The 16480-nt window shown below is 65.9% G+C and carries 16 protein-coding genes; 8 read left to right on the top strand and 8 right to left on the bottom strand.

Annotated elements, in window-relative coordinates:
- Nucleotides 1–2 precede the first annotated feature (2 nt).
- On the top strand, nt 3–2201 hold the full coding sequence (gene glyS / locus CA606_RS08665) for a glycine--tRNA ligase subunit beta (RefSeq protein ID WP_096051502.1): 2199 nt from the start codon (nt 3–5) through the stop codon (nt 2199–2201).
- Nucleotides 2202–2353: 152 nt separating this feature from the next.
- Here glyS and CA606_RS08670 read toward each other — a convergent pair whose 3' ends face one another.
- Nucleotides 2354–3208 (bottom strand): metal-dependent hydrolase, encoded by an 855-nt coding sequence (locus CA606_RS08670; RefSeq protein ID WP_096051501.1) that lies wholly within the window; start codon nt 3206–3208, stop codon nt 2354–2356.
- 56 nt (nt 3209–3264) lie between these two features.
- Between CA606_RS08670 and CA606_RS08675 the strand changes: the two genes are divergently transcribed.
- On the top strand, nt 3265–3888 hold the full coding sequence (locus CA606_RS08675; RefSeq protein ID WP_181242854.1) for a TetR/AcrR family transcriptional regulator: 624 nt from the start codon (nt 3265–3267) through the stop codon (nt 3886–3888).
- Between the two features lie 123 nt (nt 3889–4011).
- On the opposite strand, the gene CA606_RS08680 is transcribed toward CA606_RS08675, so the two are convergent.
- The 6 genes from CA606_RS08680 to CA606_RS08705 form a co-directional block, all read right to left on the bottom strand.
- On the bottom strand, nt 4012–4407 hold the full coding sequence (locus CA606_RS08680) for an NUDIX hydrolase (protein WP_096051499.1): 396 nt from the start codon (nt 4405–4407) through the stop codon (nt 4012–4014).
- A gap of 34 nt (nt 4408–4441) precedes the next feature.
- Nucleotides 4442–5530 carry a serine hydrolase domain-containing protein gene (locus tag CA606_RS08685; protein ID WP_096051498.1) on the bottom strand — a complete coding sequence of 363 codons (1089 nt, stop codon included), beginning with the start codon at nt 5528–5530 and terminating at the stop codon, nt 4442–4444.
- 30 nt (nt 5531–5560) lie between these two features.
- Nucleotides 5561–6424: a helix-turn-helix transcriptional regulator gene (locus CA606_RS08690; protein ID WP_096051497.1), complete on the bottom strand. Its 864-nt coding sequence runs from the start codon at nt 6422–6424 to the stop codon at nt 5561–5563.
- A gap of 1 nt (nt 6425) precedes the next feature.
- Nucleotides 6426–7427 carry a porphobilinogen synthase gene (hemB, locus tag CA606_RS08695; RefSeq protein ID WP_096051496.1) on the bottom strand — a complete coding sequence of 334 codons (1002 nt, stop codon included), beginning with the start codon at nt 7425–7427 and terminating at the stop codon, nt 6426–6428.
- A gap of 58 nt (nt 7428–7485) precedes the next feature.
- Nucleotides 7486–8985 (bottom strand): flavin-containing monooxygenase, encoded by a 1500-nt coding sequence (locus CA606_RS08700; RefSeq protein ID WP_096051495.1) that lies wholly within the window; start codon nt 8983–8985, stop codon nt 7486–7488.
- Nucleotides 8986–9120: 135 nt separating this feature from the next.
- Complete coding sequence (locus tag CA606_RS08705) at nt 9121–9579, bottom strand: DUF2147 domain-containing protein (RefSeq protein WP_096051494.1); 459 nt, start codon at nt 9577–9579, stop codon at nt 9121–9123.
- A 262-nt stretch (nt 9580–9841) separates the two neighbouring features.
- Between CA606_RS08705 and CA606_RS08710 the strand changes: the two genes are divergently transcribed.
- From CA606_RS08710 to hemA, 6 genes are all read left to right on the top strand, one after another.
- Complete coding sequence (locus CA606_RS08710; RefSeq protein WP_181242855.1) at nt 9842–10987, top strand: isobutyryl-CoA dehydrogenase; 1146 nt, start codon at nt 9842–9844, stop codon at nt 10985–10987.
- 7 nt (nt 10988–10994) lie between these two features.
- Nucleotides 10995–11594, top strand: a complete 600-nt coding sequence (locus CA606_RS08715) for a histidine phosphatase family protein (RefSeq protein WP_096051492.1) — start codon at nt 10995–10997, stop codon at nt 11592–11594.
- Between the two features lie 8 nt (nt 11595–11602).
- Nucleotides 11603–12655, top strand: coding sequence for an enoyl-CoA hydratase/isomerase family protein (locus CA606_RS08720; RefSeq protein ID WP_096051491.1), 1053 nt, complete (start codon nt 11603–11605; stop codon nt 12653–12655).
- A 58-nt stretch (nt 12656–12713) separates the two neighbouring features.
- Nucleotides 12714–13511: a class I SAM-dependent methyltransferase gene (locus tag CA606_RS08725; RefSeq protein ID WP_096051490.1), complete on the top strand. Its 798-nt coding sequence runs from the start codon at nt 12714–12716 to the stop codon at nt 13509–13511.
- A gap of 70 nt (nt 13512–13581) precedes the next feature.
- On the top strand, nt 13582–14478 hold the full coding sequence (mmsB, locus tag CA606_RS08730) for a 3-hydroxyisobutyrate dehydrogenase (RefSeq protein ID WP_096051489.1): 897 nt from the start codon (nt 13582–13584) through the stop codon (nt 14476–14478).
- A gap of 175 nt (nt 14479–14653) precedes the next feature.
- Complete coding sequence (gene hemA, locus CA606_RS08735; protein WP_096051488.1) at nt 14654–15880, top strand: 5-aminolevulinate synthase; 1227 nt, start codon at nt 14654–14656, stop codon at nt 15878–15880.
- Nucleotides 15881–15977: 97 nt separating this feature from the next.
- On the opposite strand, the gene CA606_RS08740 is transcribed toward hemA, so the two are convergent.
- Nucleotides 15978–16424 (bottom strand): MucR family transcriptional regulator, encoded by a 447-nt coding sequence (locus tag CA606_RS08740; protein ID WP_096051487.1) that lies wholly within the window; start codon nt 16422–16424, stop codon nt 15978–15980.
- Between the last annotated feature and the right edge of the window lie 56 nt (nt 16425–16480).

Genomic DNA, 16480 nt, shown 5'->3' on the forward strand with positions numbered 1-16480 from the left:
AGATGCCCCAACTTCTCCTCGAACTGTTCTCGGAAGAGATCCCCGCCCGCATGCAGGCCCAGGCCGCCAAGGACCTGGAGCGCATGGCGCGCGAGCACCTGGCCGCCGCCGGCTTCCTGCCCGAGGCGCTGAAGACCTTCGCCGGCCCGCGCCGCCTGACCCTGGTGGCCGAAGGCCTGCCGCTGGCCCAGGCCGACCGCAAGGAAGAGCTGAAGGGCCCCCGCGTCGGCGCGCCGCCGCAGGCGATGGAAGGCTTCCTGCGCAAGGCGGGCCTGACGCAAGACCAACTGGTCGAGCGCGACGGCGTCTACATGGCCTTCATCGAAAAGAAGGGCCGCCCGACCGCCGAGATCATCGCCGAGATGGTCGAGGCCATCGTGCGCGGCTTCCCCTGGCCCAAGTCGATGATCTGGGGGACCAAGAAGCTGCGCTGGGTGCGGCCGCTGAAGCGCATCCTTTGCGTGCTGGACCGCGAGGTCGTGCCGTTCGCGATCGAGGGCATTCAAAGCGGCGACATCACCGAAGGCCACCGCTTCATGGGCGAGGCCAAGCCGTTCGTCGCCAAGGACTTCGACGAGTATGTCGCGGGCCTGGAAAAGCACTTCGTCGTGCTGGACGTCGAGGAGCGTAAGCAGCGCATCCTGGAAGGCTGCAAGACCCTGTGCTTTGCGCGTCACCTGGAACTGGTCGAGGATCAGGGCCTGCTTGACGAAGTCGCCGGCCTGGCCGAGTGGCCGACCCCGGTGCTGGGCGACATGGACCCGGTGTTCCTCAGCCTGCCACCCGAGGTGATCCGCACCTCGATGCGCACGCACCAAAAGTACTTCGCCGTCCGCAAGGCCGGTGAAGAGGGCCTGGCCCCGCACTTCATCACCATCGCCAACATCCAGGCGGCCGACGGCGGCGCGGTGATCGCGGCCGGCAACGCCAAGGTGCTGTCCTCGCGCCTCTCCGACGCCCGCTTCTTCTGGGACGAGGACGTCAAGGTCGGCTTCGAGCCGTGGCTCAAGAAGCTGGACGGCGTGACCTTCCACGCCAAGCTTGGGACGATGGCCCAGCGCGTCGAACGCATCGTCGCCCTGGCTGGCGAGATCGCCCCGCTGGTCGGCGCGGATGTCGAAAAGACCAAGGAAGCTGCACGCCTGGCCAAGGCGGACCTTGCCTCGCAGATGGTCGGCGAGTTCCCGGAACTGCAAGGGATCATGGGCGGCTACTACGCCCGCACCTTCGGCCTCGACGGCGAGATCGCCGACGCCGTGCGCGACCACTACAAGCCGCAAGGCCCATCGGACGCCGTGCCGACGGCGTCGGTTTCGATCGCGGTGGCTCTGGCGGATAAGCTGGACACGCTAATTGGTTTCTTCGTTATTGGCGAAAAGCCGACGGGCTCCAAGGATCCTTATGCTCTGCGTCGGGCGGCGCTAGGCGTGATCCGGATCGTCATTGAAAACGGTATCCGTCTTCCGCTGGCTAAAGTTGTTAGCCGTCAAGAATTGAGGAATCAGGCCTCCAGTATGGAGGTCCAGATGTCTTCTAGCGTTGCAGGAAGCTATGCTGAGCTGGCCGAGGCGAGCGCTGACGTTGTGAGCTCGCTTAGACAGTCTTATGCGAACTTCAAAGCGCACCTGGAAGCTTTCTCGAAGTTGCGCGGCGAAGATATCGACGCATGGCCGGTTCTCGAAGATGAATTCGGCATACTACCCTTCTTCGCCGACCGCCTGAAGGTGACCCTCCGCGACCAAGGCAAGCGTCACGATCTCGTCGACGCCGTCTTCGCCCTGGGCGATGACGACCTGGCGCGGATCGTCGCGCGGGTCGAGGCCCTGGACGGCTTCCTGAAAACCGACGACGGCAAGAACCTGCTGGCCGGCTACAAGCGCGCCTCCAACATCCTCAAGGCCGAGGACAAGAAGGGCGCCCTGCCGACTGGCGAGATGCAGGCGCCGACCGCCGACAGCGCCGCCGAGGTGGGCCTCTACAGCGCCCTGCGTCTGCTGGACAAACCGCTGAAGGACGCTCTGGCCAAGGAAGACTTCACCGGCGCCATGACCCAGCTGGCCGAACTGCGCGGCCCGGTCGACGCCTATCTGGACGGCGTCTTCGTCAACGAGCCCGAGCACCGCGACAACCGCCTGCGCACGCTGGCGGCGGTGCGGGACGCCATGGGCCAGGTGGCGGATTTCGGGTTGATCGGGGGGTAACCCAACCTCAATATTCGTGTCATCCCGGAAACGCCGCAGGCGTTATCCGGGACCCAGGGGGTGACGGAACGCCTTGCGCGCCGCCCCTGGGTCCCGGCTCTACGCTACGCTTCGGCCGGGATGACACTGGTTATGGAGTTGCGGGCCGCGCCCTAAGCCCGCACCGCCGCGTTGAACTCCGCCATCCAGTCGGCGACCAGCGGACGGTCGTCCTGGTCCCACGGGTGGAAGCCCGGACGGTACCAGGCGAAATAGGTCTTCCAGCCACGGCGGAAGATGCCGGGATCGCCCCAGACAAAGCGCTTCACCGCCTTCAGCGCCGCCTTGGGCGTATAGCCGTCGGCCTCCAGCAGGCGGGCGGCGTAGCGGCTGATGTTGCGGGTGAACATGATGGTGACCAGCACCATCGCCCGGCAGCGGATCATGTAGCGCTTGAACGGCGACCAGTCCTTGGTGACCTCCAGGAAGACGTCATAGGCCACGGCCTTGTGCTCGGTCTCCTCGACCGCGTGCCAGCGCCACAGCTTTTCGATCTCGGGATCGGTGGTGTCGAACAGGTTGCGGTGACGGGCGTGCATCTCGGCCATCATGGCCGTGAAGTGCTCCAGCGCGATGGTCGAGATCAGCATGGCCATCGGCCCGCGCTCGCGCGCCATCTTCACGCGGCCGCGAATGGTCTCCTCGATCTCAGCGACCGGATAGCGCTCGCGGTCGATAAGGCTGTTGAGGTGATGGTGCTCGCGCGAGTGGATCGCTTCCTGGGCGATGAAGCCCTTGGCGTCTTCGAGGAGCTTGCCCGACAGGCGGTCGCGATAGGCCTTCACCGCATCCATGAACATCCGCTCGCCGTCGGGGAAGGTCAGTGACAGGGCGTTGAATACGGCGGTGCCGACCGGGTCGCCGCCCAGCCAGTGACCTTTCTGGGCCGAGGTCAGGTCGAAGCGGATGTCGCGCGGGGCGACAGAAAGGTCGTCAGGCGTGTGCTTGGCTTGGGTCGCAGCGGTCATGGGCGTTGTATCCTTGGCCGAGTTGGGGCTTGGTCAGCCCCTGTTGCTCCTGAGATTTGGTTGTACTGACAAAAATGTCAATAGAGGTCTCGCCTATCCGCGCCCCGCGCGTGCGTCGCTCGCCTGAGGCCGCGCGCGAGAACATCCTGGCGGCCGCCGAAGCGATCCTGGTCGAGCAGGGGCCCCAGGCCTTGAAACTGGCCGACGTGGCCAAGGCCGCCGGCGTGGTCCACGCCAATGTCATCCACCATTTCGGCTCGATCGGCGGGGTCGAGACCGCGCTGATGGAGCGGATGATCCGCCAGCTGGCCGACAAGGTGATCGCAGGCTTGCAGCAGGATCAGGCCCAGATCGGCATGGGCGCTCAGGCGCTGTTCGACGCCTTCGAGGCCAAGGGCGCGGCGCGTCTGGCCGCCTGGCTGGAGATGACCGGTGAGGGGCGGCGGATGACGCTGGTGCGCGACGTGGTCGACGAGATCATCGAGACCCGGGTGGCGCGGGATGTCCGCATCGACCGCGACGGCGTCGTCGATTTCATCCTGCTGAACATCATCCTGGCGGTGGGGGTGGGCCTGTTCGGGCCGACCTTGAGCGAGCTGCTGGGGCGACCTGCGGGCCGCGCACGAGAACTGGCTCAGGCGCTGATCCAGCAACGCATCGACGAGGCGGTGGCGGGCTGAGGTCCGCGCCTAGAGCATTTTCCGATAAGTGTGGATCGGTTATCGGGTCGAAAAATGCTCTAAACTTTTGAAATAGAGCCCTTTTTATCCGATCTGATTGGTTCAATCAGATCGGAAAGGGCTCTAGTCGACATTCCGCAGGGCGGGCAGCACCGCCTGGGTCAGCAGCGGGGCCAGACGCAGATCGCCCGGCGCGGCGGGATCGACCCAGGCCAACGCCTCAATCTCGGCGCGCGGGGCGATGTCGCCGACGACCTTGGCGATATAGGTCGCAGACTGCACGGTGAACCCGGCCTCGTTGGCGGCTGGGGCTCTGAAGTGGCCCAGAAAGTCAGCCGAAACGAGTTCGCAGCCGAGTTCCTCGCGCAGCTCACGCGCCAGCGTGGTCAGATCGTCTTCTCCGGCGTCGCGCTTGCCGCCCGGCTTCATGAAGATGGTCGTGCCGCGTTTGCGGACCAGCAGCATGCGGCCCTCCGCATCGCGGATCACGGCGGTGACGATGTCGAGGACGCGGTTCATGGTCCGACCCTAACCGCGCCCCAGAGTCGCGTCGCTATTTCTCGATCGCCGCCAGGATATGTTCGACGATCAGTTTCTCGGAGATGGCGTGGGGCTGGCGGACGCCGAAGTTGGTGGTGGTGACCACGACAACCAGGTCCAGGTCCGGAACGATCGCGACCTTCTGGCCGCCTGACCCGTTCATCACCCAGGCCTTGTGGCCGGCGAAGGTCTGCAGCCAGATCAGGTAGCCATAGTCGGTGTCCTGGCGGGCGTTAGCGTGCGGCGTGACGGAAGCCTTGATGAAGTCGGCGGACAGCACCGCCTTGCCGTTCCACTGGCCGCCATTGGCGTAGAGCTGGCCCAGTTTCAACAGATCGCGGCTGCGCAGGCCAAGGCCGCCACCGCCCATGGCCAAGCCCAGCGGCGACATCTGCCAGCGGGGCGCCTCGATGCCCAGCGGCTTGAACAGGGCTTCATCAGCGAAGGCGGGCAGGGGCTTGCCGACCGCGTTCTGGACCACTTGACCCAACGTCACGACCCCGGCGGTGCAATAGCTGAAACTGCGGCCGTAGGGGGAGGCTTCCGGTTTCGGAACCCATTCCGGAAACCCGCGCACGGGCAGGTCGAGGTAGAAGCCGACCCAATCCTCGATAAGGTACATGCGTTCTTCGTTGCCGCGCGAAAACTGGTTTTCGTCGTCGCACTCGGCGATCGAGCTCATGGTCAGAAGATCCTCGACCGTGACCTTGTCCTTGCGAGCATCGGGATGGGCCGCCGGCGGCCGGTCCTTGAGGTAGCGCTTGATCGGCGCCTGAACGCTCTGCAGCGCTCGCCGGTCGATGGCTGCGCCGGCCAGGAGAGCGGTGACGGTCTTGGTGCTCGAGCGGGTGTTCCGCCGCGCTTCCGGGCCGCCGTCGGGCTTGCCCTCGTCGTAGTAGGCTTCGAAGACCAGCTTGCCGCGACGCGCGATCAGCACGCTGGTGATCTGCTGGAACTGGCCCGCCTTGATCGCGGCCGACATGGCGTCGAGCCGAGGCGTCGAGAGCCCTTCGGCGACCGCGGTGGCGGTCGGTATGTCAGAAGCGGCCTGGGCGCTGAGAGGCGCAAGAACAAGGGCGGCGGCGAACGCGAAAGCTTTCAACGGGGGAACTCCAAAAACAGCCGTCGCGGTCTAGGTCGCGCCGGCGCCCGCGTCTTGGACGTCTGCAACATGAGAGCGCCGTCCGCACAGCCGCGCGAACTCGCCGGGCGTAACGCCATAGGCGCGGACGAACTGGCGATTGAGGTGGCTCTGGTCGCAGAAGCCGGACGCCAGGGCGACCTCACCGATCGGGTCGCGTCCGCGCATCAGGAGGTCGGCGGCGCGCTCTAGTCGTCGCGTGCGGAGGCGATCACCGGGCGCCGCGCCCATCCACCGTCGATAGCCTCGCGCAAGGTGGACGGGGTGAACGCCAGCCACGCGGGCCAGGTCGGCGACGCCGATCGGTTGGTCGAAGGTGTCGGCCAGAAAGGTCTCGGCGAGGTCCAGCCAGGCAGGGCGTTTTTCGCTTTGGCGGGGCGGCGCCAGGGCCTGGGCCGCCAACTCCAGGCTCAAGCCCTCCAGCGATAGTGACTCGGCGTCTCGGGTCAGCAGGGCGCGCGTCAATCGCAGGGCCGCGCTGCGGGCCTGGGACCCCGTGAGGCGAAGCGCGTCGATCGCGGGGCCGGCGCCAGCGTCGGCCAGGGCGCGCCAGTCGGTCGCGTCGAAGCTGACAGCGAGGAAGCAGCCGCCGCCGTCGAAAAAGCGGTCGCGGTGGACGACGCCCGGAGGGTTGTAGACCAACACCGGGCCTTCGGTCTCGGGACCGGCGGCGGTGGTGATGTAGCGGCCGTGGGTGGCCAGCACGAAGTGGGCGTCGTCGTGGCTGTGCTCATCGACGTGGTCGGCGCGCTTGGTGGCTTCCAGGTGCGCCAGGCGCACGCCCGGCAACTGCCGCTCGACGGTCAGCGCGCCGTAGAACCGGCCTTTGCTCAGGACGGTCCTCGGGGCGGTCATGTCAGCCGAGCTTCTCCGCCGCCCAGGGGGCGAAATAGGTGATGATCCCGGCCGCGCCGGCGCGCTTGAAGGCGGTCAGGCTTTCCAGGATGGCGCGGTCCTTGTCGATCCACCCGTTCTGTGCGGCGGCCATGATCATCGCGTACTCGCCCGACACCTGGAAGGCGTAGGTTGGCATGCGGAACTCGTCGACAATGCGGCGGACGATGTCGAGATAGGGCATGCCCGGCTTGACCATCACCATGTCGGCGCCCTCGGCGATATCGAGGGCGACTTCGCGGATGGCCTCCTCGGTGTTGGCCGGGTCCATCTGGTAGGTCTTTTTGTCACCTTGGCCCGCAGAAAGCTTGGCCGAGCCGATCGCGTCGCGGTACGGGCCATAGAAGGCCGAGGCGTACTTGGCCGCGTAGGACATGATCATCACGTCCTGATAGTTCGCGCCTTCCAGCGCCGCGCGCAGCCTGCCGATGCGGCCGTCCATCATGTCCGAAGGGGCCAGGATGTCGGCGCCGGCCTCGGCTTGCATCAGGCCCTGTTCGATCAGGCGCTCGATCGTGGCGTCGTTGAGGATCTTGCCGCCCTCTACCACGCCGTCGTGGCCGTGGTCGGTGAAGGGGTCCAGCGCCACGTCGCACATGATCCCGACCTCGGGGGCGGCGTCCTTCATGGCCTTGACCGCGCGGGGGATCACCCCGTCCGGGTCAGCGGCGATCGAGCCGGCTGCGTCCTTCCGGCTGCCGTCGATGTGCGGGAAAATGGCGATGGCCGGGATGCCGAGATCGCGCGCGCGCACGGCGGCCTTGGCGGCTTCCTTGACCGACAGGCGCGCGACGCCGGGCATGGAGGCGACCGGGATCGTCCCCTCACCCTCGTGCACCACCATCGACCAGATCAGGTCGGACGGACGCACCTCAGTCTCGCGGACCAGGCGGCGGACCCAGTCGCTCTGGCGCACGCGGCGCAGGCGGGTGTGCGGATAGGGGGCGAGGGGCGGCGTGGTCATGGCGTTGATTTGAACCGCGCCGCCCGTCTAGGCAAGTTTGCAGACGCCTTAAGCGCTGTCACGAATAGCGGAACGCCGCGTCGTCCAGGTCGATGGTCGGGAAGAGGTCCTTCTCGGTCCAGTAGTCCTGGGTATGACGCCATTCGGGCTTGTCGCCGGCCTGGGGCAAGAGGTGCATGTTGCGCATCAGGTAGCCGGGATTGAAGTCCTCGGGATCGATCCAGCCACCGATCTTCATGTCCCTGTCCTCGGGCCGCAGAGCGACATCAACCTGTTTTGCGCCGGCCTTTTCCATGTGCGCCAGCAGGCGGCAGACGAAGTCGCCGATCAGGTCCGCCCGCAGGGTCCAGCTGGCGCGGAAATAGCCGAACACCCAGACCAGGTTCGGCACGCCGGTGAACATCATGCCCCGGTAGGTGACCGTCTTGGCGAAGTCGAGCGGCTGACCGTCGATCTCGAAGGCGATGTCGCCCAGCACCGACAGGTCAAAGCCCGTGGCCGTGATGATCACGTCGGCGTCGAGGGTTTCGCCAGACTTCAGCAGCAGGCCGGTCTTGGTGAAGCGCTCGATCTCGTCGGTGACCACACTGGCCTTGCCCGAGGCGACGCCCTGGAAGAGGTCGCCGTCGGGCACGAAGGCGATCCGCTGGCGCCAGGGGCGGTAGCGGGGCGTGAAGTGCTTGGCGACGTCGAAGTCCTCGCCGAGGAACATCTTCACGCCCTCAAGCAGCTCGGCCTTCACGGTGTCGGATTCCTCGATCGCGCGACGCGTGAACTCGTGCTGGTCGAACAGCACCTTCCTGCGGACGATCTCGTGGATCCAGGCCTCGTCGACCTGCAGTTGGCGCAGGGTGTTGGCCAGCTCGTTCTCGTTGCGGCCGGGCACGAAATAGGTCGGCGAGCGCTGCAGCAGCGTCACGTGCTCACAATCGCCGGCGATGTTGGGGACCAAGGTAGCCGCGGTGGCGCCCGAGCCGATGACGACGACCTTCTTGCCCTTCAGGTCGAGATCTGCGGGCCAGGTTTGCGGGTGGACGATACTGCCTCCGAAATCCGCCATGCCTGGCCATTCGGGCGTGTAGCCCACCGAGTGGCGATAATAGCCCTGGCACATCCAGAGGAAGTTGGTGGTGTAGGTCTCGACGCCGTCAGGGCCGGTCACCTGCAGCGTCCACAGCTTGTCCTTGGACGACCAGCGCGCGTTGCTGATCCGACGTCGATAGCGGATGTGCGGAGCCAGGCCGTTCTCGTTGATCACCTCGCCCATATAGCTGAGGATCTCGGCGGCGGTGGCGATCGGCGGGCCGACCCAGGGCTTGAAGCGATAGCCGAAGGTGTAGAGGTCGCTGTCGGAGCGGATGCCCGGATAGGTGTGGGTCAGCCAGGTGCCGCCGAAGCCGTCGAGGGCCTCTAGAACGCAGTACCGCGTTCCGGGTCTTTGCGTCGTCAGGTGATAGGCGCCGCCAATGCCGGAGATGCCGGCGCCGACGATGATCACGTCGAAGTGCTGTGTCGCCGCGCCATGCGCGGTCTTCTGAAGCGTCGCCGCCTCGGCCATGCCCGTTCCTCCCGTGTTGGCCGCTTTGCGGCCAGTCGAACCGAGCGCCTCTGACGGGCGCTTAGGTTATCGACGTACACTTAGAGGGTCGCGCGTGTTTTGCGCTTAATCAAGCGTGTTCGCGAGCAAAGCCCGTTATGGGGCGGCGCGAGAGGCCAAGACCGACCCGCCGTCCAGCCGCGTCCAGACCTGCGACTTGCAGAACAGGTTGCCGATCACACAGCCCTTGGCGCGCATGGTTTTGGCGTCGAGCACATCGGCGGTGCCGACCAGGGTGACCCGCAGGGTGGGAACCCAGACGCGGCCCTTTAGCGAGCCGTTGTTCTGGGCTTCGAAGTCGCGGAGCAGCTGCTTGCCGATCAGGGTGTCGGCGCCGGCCTTGCGCGCGTCGGCTTCGGCCTTGGCGCTGGCCCACACGACGATGCCGCAGGTGGCGGGGCCACAGCTCTTGATCTCAAGATGGACCGTGTTCTTCGGATTGCGCCAGACGCCATAGCTGCGCGTGATGTCGCCGCCAGCGTGGGCTGGCGCGGCGAGCGCGGTCATGGCCAGAGCCACGGTCAAGGTGGCCAGTACGGATTTGAAGAAACGCATAACGGTCGGTGCAAAAGATTTTGGTGGAGGACGCCATCCCCGGGACTGCGCATTTGGAGCGAAAGGCCATGGTTATCAAGGGGGTGCGCCCCAAAGGGCGATTCACACCATGTAACGGAGGATTTCAGGCCGCCCCGATCCCCTTATTCTCCTCGTTTCTGTGATGAGATGGAATGCGGTGGCGCATGATTGACACCGCGCCGCCGGCGCGGCACGTGAGCCATCAAAGAGGCGAGGGCGGTTCTGCCCCGAACGGGAGGAAGTGCGCATGGATTTCGCGCTGAACGAAGATCAAGTCGCAATCCAGGACGCCGCCCGCGCTTTTGCCGAAGGACAGCTTGCCCCGCATTCGGCGGATTGGGATGAAAACAAGCACTTCCCGGTCGACGTGCTGCGCCAGGCGGCCGAGCTGGGCTTCGCCGGCATCTATGTGAACGAAGACGTTGGCGGCAGCGGGCTTTCGCGCCTCGACGCCTCGATCATCTTCGAAGCCCTGAGCTATGGCGACGTGCCGGTCGCTGCTTACCTGACCATTCACAACATGGCGTCGTGGATGATCGACCGCTTCGGTTCGGAAGATCTGCGCCAGCGCTACCTGCCGCGCCTGACCTCCATGGAGCTGATCGCCAGCTACTGCCTGACCGAGCCGGGCTCGGGCTCGGACGCCGCGGCGATGCGCACGAGCGCCAAGCTGGACGGCGATCACTATGTCCTGAACGGCGGCAAGGCCTTCATTTCCGGCGGCGGTGTCTCGGACGTTTATGTCGTCATGGCGCGCACGGGCGGCGAGGGCGCCAAGGGCGTTTCGGCCTTCGTGGTCGAGAAAGGCATGGAGGGCCTCAGCTTCGGGGCCAATGAACGGAAGATGGGCTGGAACGCCCAGCCGACCGCTCAGGTCAATTTCGACAACTGCCGCGTGCCGGTCGCCAACCGCATCGGGCAGGAAGGCGAAGGCTTCCGCTTCGCCATGATGGGCCTGGACGGCGGTCGCCTGAACATCGCCTCGTGCTCGCTGGGCGGGGCCCAGTTCGCCCTCGACACCGCCAAGGCCTATCTGGAGACCCGCAACCAATTCGGCCGGCCGCTGAAGGACTTCCAGGCCCTGCAGTTCAAGCTGGCGGATATGGCGACGGAACTGGAAGCCGCCCGCTTGATGGTGCGCCGCGCCGCCCATGCGTTGGACAGCAAGCACCCAGAAGCCACCAAGCTGTGCGCCATGGCCAAGCGCTTCGCCACCGACGCCGGCTTCCAGGTGGCCAATGACGCCTTGCAGCTGCATGGCGGCTACGGCTACCTCCAGGACTATCCGCTGGAACGCCTCGTCCGCGACCTGCGGGTGCACCAGATCCTGGAAGGGACCAACGAGATCATGCGCGTCATCATCGCCCGCGAGATGTTCCGCCAATGAGCGTCGGATGATCTATCTCTGCCGCCACGGCCAGACCTTCCACAATCGCGAAGGGCGGCTCCAGGGACGGACGGAGTCCGATCTGACGCCGCTGGGCCTCCTGCAGGCTAAGGCCATGGGCGCTCTGCTGCACGACCTCGTGCGGCGCGACCCGCCTGCGCCTTGGCGGCTTGTCGCCAGCCCGCTTCGCCGGGCTCGCGCGACGGCCGAAGCGATCGGCGAGCGGCTGGGCCTTGAGGTCGGTTTCGATGAGCGCCTTGTCGAGATCGATGTCGGAGAATGGTCCGGACGCCTGCGCGAAGAGGTGCATGGCGAGAACCCGCACCTGGTTGGCGACGACGCCTGGGGATTCCTGGCGCCAGGCGGCGAGACTTACGAGGCCATGATGGCGCGTCTGGTGTCGTGGCTGGAAGAGCAGGCGGCCGAACCCGAGCGACGCCTGATTGTTGTGAGCCATGGCGTGGCTGGCCGGTTGCTGCGCGGCGCTTACGCTGGGTTGGCGAGGGAAGAGACGCTGCGGCTCGATATTCCTCAGGACGCCGTCTATCGCCTCGCCAACGGCCAGATCGACCGCTTCGACTGCGCGCCTGTGGGCGAACCCGCATAGGACTTGAAATGACCGAAGACCCCGAAGTCCTGATCCGCGTCGAGAAGAACGTCGGTCGTATCACCCTCAATCGCCCGAAGGCGTTGCATGCCCTCACCCTGGGCATGTGCGAGACCATGATCGGCGCGCTGCTGGACTGGCAGGACGATCCCGAGATCTACATGGTCCTGATTGATCATGCGGGCGAGCGCGGCTTCTGCGCGGGCGGTGACATCCGCATGCTGGCCGAGAGCGGCGCCAAGGACGGGGTGGAGGCTCGCCGGTTCTTTCACACCGAGTACCAGCTGAACCATCTGCTGTTTACCTACGAGACCCCGGTCGTCGCCGTGATGGATGGGATCGTGATGGGCGGTGGTGTCGGGATCGCGATGCCGGCCCACATGCGGATCGCCACTGAGCGCACCACCTTCGCCATGCCGGAGACGGGCATCGGCCTGTTCCCGGATGTCGGGGGTGGCTGGTACCTGCCGCGCCTGCCGGGCAAGGCGGGGCTGTGGCTGGCCCTGACCGGCGCGCGGATCAAGGGCGCGGACTGCATGCGCCTGGGTATCGCCACGCACTTCGTGGAGTTTGGGGCGGTGGAGGGTCTGAAGAAGGCGATCGTCGCCGATCCCCGGCGGATCGAGGAGACGCTTCGGAAGTATCGCGCCGACGCCGGCAAGGCCTCGCTCCTGGGCTTCGAACAGGATCTGAACCGGTTGTTCGTCGGCGAGAGCGTCGAGGAGATCTTTGAGTTCCTGACCCTCGACTCCAGCGACTGGGGCAAGGCGCAGCTTGAGGTCATGAAGACCAAGTCGCCCCAGACCCTCAAGGTGGCCTTCGAGCAACTCAAGCGCGGCGCGGCGATGGAAGACTTCGCCGACAACATGGCCATGGAGTACCGGATCGGCTCGCGGGTGGTGATGAAGCACGACTTCATCGAGGGCGTACGAGCCGTGATCGTCGACAAGGACAATGCGCCGCGCTGGTCGCCGGCCCGGGTGGAGGACGTGACCGACGCGGCGTTGGCCGAGATCTTCGCGCCGCTTTCGCCCCAAGAGGAATGGACACCGCTGACGTAGCGGACGTCGTGCGCTAACGTGCCCGGAAAGAAGAACACGTCGGTTCGGAAGGATTGCCATGCGTAAGCCGCTGCTAAGTCTCGTCGCCGTACTGGGCCTCGCCGCCTGCGCCACCCAGCCGATGATGGGGCCGCCGCCGCCGCCGCCGTCCGGCCCTGTCGCCATCGCGTTGCCCGCCAACATTGCGGCGGCGCTGAGCGATCCCTCGCGCCCCGCTGCGGACATGATCCGCGACAAGGATCGCCATGCTGGGGAGGTTCTGGCCTTTGCGGGCGTAAAGAGCGGCGCCAAGGTCGCAGACCTGATCCCGGGCGGCGGCTATTTCACGCGGATCTTCTCGAAGGCTGTCGGGCCCAAGGGCAAGGTCTACGCCTATGTGCCCGATGAACTGACCAAGCTCGCCAAGCGCGAGCCTGCAGTGAACGCGATCGCGCGCGATCCGGTCTATTCGAACGTGCAGGTCATCCTGAACACCCTGCCGAACTTCGGGGCGCCGGAGAAGCTGGACCTCGTGTTCACGGCCCAGAACTACCATGACATGCACAACAAGTTCATGGGGCCCGCCGACCTTGGCGTAGTGAACCGGCAGGTGTTCCGGGCCCTGAAGCCAGGCGGCGTCTATCTGGTGCTCGACCATGTCGCCAACCCCGGCTCGGGCCTGCGCGACACCGAGACCCTCCACCGTATCGATCCGGCCGTGGTCAAGGCCGAGGTGGTGGCGGCCGGTTTCATCTTCGAGGGCGAGACCCGCGTGCTGCGCAATCCGGCCGATCCCAGGGCCGCCAACGTCTACGACGCCGGCATTCGCGGGAAGACCGATCAGTTCGTCTACAAGTTCCGCAAGCCGGCGCGCTGAGACCGCTGAACAAGACCAACGATAAGAGCCGCGCCCATGAGGCGCGGTTCGCTTTTGCAGGGAGTTCCAGATGACGCGTATCGCCTTTATCGGCCTGGGCAACATGGGCGGCGGCATGGCCGCCAACCAGGCGAAGGCCCAGCATCAGGTCCGCGCTTTCGACCTCTCACCCGTCGCGGTCGAGCGCGCCGTGGCCGCGGGTTGCCTGGCGGCCGCATCGGTCGCCGAAGCCGTGGCCGACGCCGAGGTCGTGATCACCATGCTCCCGGCCGGTCCGCATGTGCGCGCGGTCTATGGCGAGCAGATCCTTGCGAACGCGCCCAAATCCGCGCTGCTGATCGATTGTTCCACGATCGACGTGGACAGCGCCCGTGCGGTCGCCAAGCTGGCGGCCGAGGCTGGTTTCCGGTTCGCCGATGCGCCGGTGTCGGGCGGCATCATGGCCGCCGAGGCTGGAACCCTGGCCTTCATGGTCGGCTGCGAGTCTGGCGATTTTCCCGCCGTGGAGGCCGCTCTGGCGCCGATGTCGCGCGTGACCATTCACGCTGGCGGCCATGGGGCGGGGCAGGCGGCCAAGATCTGCAACAACATGCTGTTGGGCGTCTCGATGCTAGGGACGTGCGAAGCGTTCGCCCTGGCCGAGAAGCTGGGCTTGGCCGCTGACCGCTTCTTCGAGATCGCCAGCAAGTCGTCGGGCCAGTGCTGGTCGATCACCTCTTACTGTCCGGTGCCGGGGGTCGGCCCACAGACGCCGGCTGACAGAGGCTATGAGGGGGGCTTCGCCTCGGCGATGATGCTGAAGGACCTGAAGCTGGCGCAGGAGGCCGCGGCAAGGGCCGGCGCCTCGACGCCGATGGGCGCGCAGGCCGAGGCGCTGTACGCGCTGTTCGACGCCAACGGCTTCGGCGGCAAGGACTTCTCGGCCATCATCGAGTTACTGCGCGGAAGGGTGGCCGCTCTTCATTGAATCGGCCAAGAGATAACGCTGCGGGGCGTGTATCGAGAAACTCGATGAAGGCCATCAGGCCTTTCGATTTGCTAGGTAAACGCCCTTAGATGGACACTGCGGGCGACAGGTGCGAAAAGCCCAGCCTGGACTTAGGGGACCGCCGACCCGCCTGGGCGGTGGTTTAGAGATCGACATGGACTACAAAGCCGCGTTCCGCAGCGCCGTTGAGCAGATCCGCGAAGAGGGTCGCTACCGGGTTTTCGCCGACCTGAAGCGCCAGCGCGGCCAGTTCCCGCGCGCCACCTGGATGCGCCAGGACGGCTCGGAGCAAGAAGTCGTCGTCTGGTGCAGCAACGACTATCTTGGCCAAGGTCAGAACCCTGTCGTGGTGGACGCCATGAAGGCCGCCGTCGATGAGCACGGCTCGGGTTCGGGCGGCACGCGCAATATCTCGGGCACCAATCACGATCACGTCCTGCTGGAGCAGGAGCTGGCGGATCTGCACGGCAAGGAAGCCGGCCTGCTGTTCACCTCGGGCTATGTCTCGAACGAGGCGACGCTGTCGGTGGTGCAGAAGATCCTGCCTGGCCTGATCATCTTCTCGGACGAGCTGAACCACGCCTCGATGATCGCCGGCATCCGCAACGGCGGTGGTCCGCGCAAGATCTTCAAGCACAACGATTTGGCCCATCTGGAGCAGCTGTTGGCCGAAGCGCCGGCTGATGCGCCGAAGATGATCGCCTTCGAAAGCGTCTATTCGATGGACGGCGACATCGCCGACCTCGCCGGCACCGTGGCCCTGGCCAAGAAGTACGGAGCGATGACCTATCTCGACGAGGTCCATGCCGTTGGCATGTACGGGCCGCGCGGCGGCGGAGTCGCCGAGCGCGATGGCCTGATGAGCGAGATCGACATCATCGAAGGCACGCTGGGCAAGGCGTTCGGCGTCATGGGCGGCTACATCACCGGCGACGCCGAGGTGATCGACGCCATCCGCCTGATGGCCTCGGGCTTCATCTTCACGACGTCTCTGCCGCCGGCCCTGACGGCCGGCGCGCTGGCCAGCGTCCGCTGGCTCAAGCAGCACCCCGAGGTTCGCGAGATCCACCAGGAGCGCGCGGCCACCCTGAAGGCTATGTTCAAGGCGGCGGGCCTTCCCGTCATGGACAGCGTCAGCCACATCGTGCCCGTGCTGGTCGGCGATCCCGTCCACTGCAAGATGATCAGCGACATGCTGCTGGCCGATTTCGGCGTCTATGTGCAGCCGATCAACTATCCGACCGTGCCGCGCGGCACCGAGCGTCTGCGCTTTACGCCGACGCCGTTCCACACCGACGACATGATGCGCAAGCTGGTCGCGGCGATGGAGAAGCTGTGGGCTCACTGCAATGTCGCCCGGATGGGCGGCTACGCGGCCTAAGAGGAAGACGCCCACCTTCATCTCTCAACGCACGGATAGCCTTCGAAACGACAAACGCCGCCGGACCCCGGCGGCGTTCGCGTGCTCGGTTGGCGGATCAGCTGCCCCGTCGGACACCCTTGCCCAGGCCGATCTGCTTGGCGAAATCCGAACGCCGGGCCGCATAGGCCGGCGCCACCATCGGGTACTCCGGCGGCAGACCCCATTTGCGGCGATAGTCCTCTGGGCTCATGTCGTAGTGCGAGCGCAGGTAGCGCTTCAGCATTTTCAGCCTTTTTCCGTCCTCAAGGCACACGATGTAATCGTGCTGCACCGAGCGGCTGACAGGCACAGCAGGCTTGGCCTTTTCGGAGGGGCGCGGCGCTTCTTCGCCGGTGTTCAGCGTGGCGAGCGCCCCGTGGACGGTCCGGATCAGGTCCGGGATGGCCGCTTGAGCGACCGTGTTTTGACCAACATAGGCCGCCACGATCTCCGCGCTGAGCCCCAGGATATCGACGTCAGTGTTGTTTGTCGCATCCGTGCTTCCGCCGCTCTGAGACGCCATAAGATACCCCGCTCCTGTTGTTGTCGTATCAACCTGCGCAGGGACGAGACGGGCCC

Origin of the sequence: Caulobacter vibrioides (assembly GCF_002310375.3) — a bacterium.
GTDB lineage: Bacteria > Pseudomonadota > Alphaproteobacteria > Caulobacterales > Caulobacteraceae > Caulobacter > Caulobacter vibrioides_D.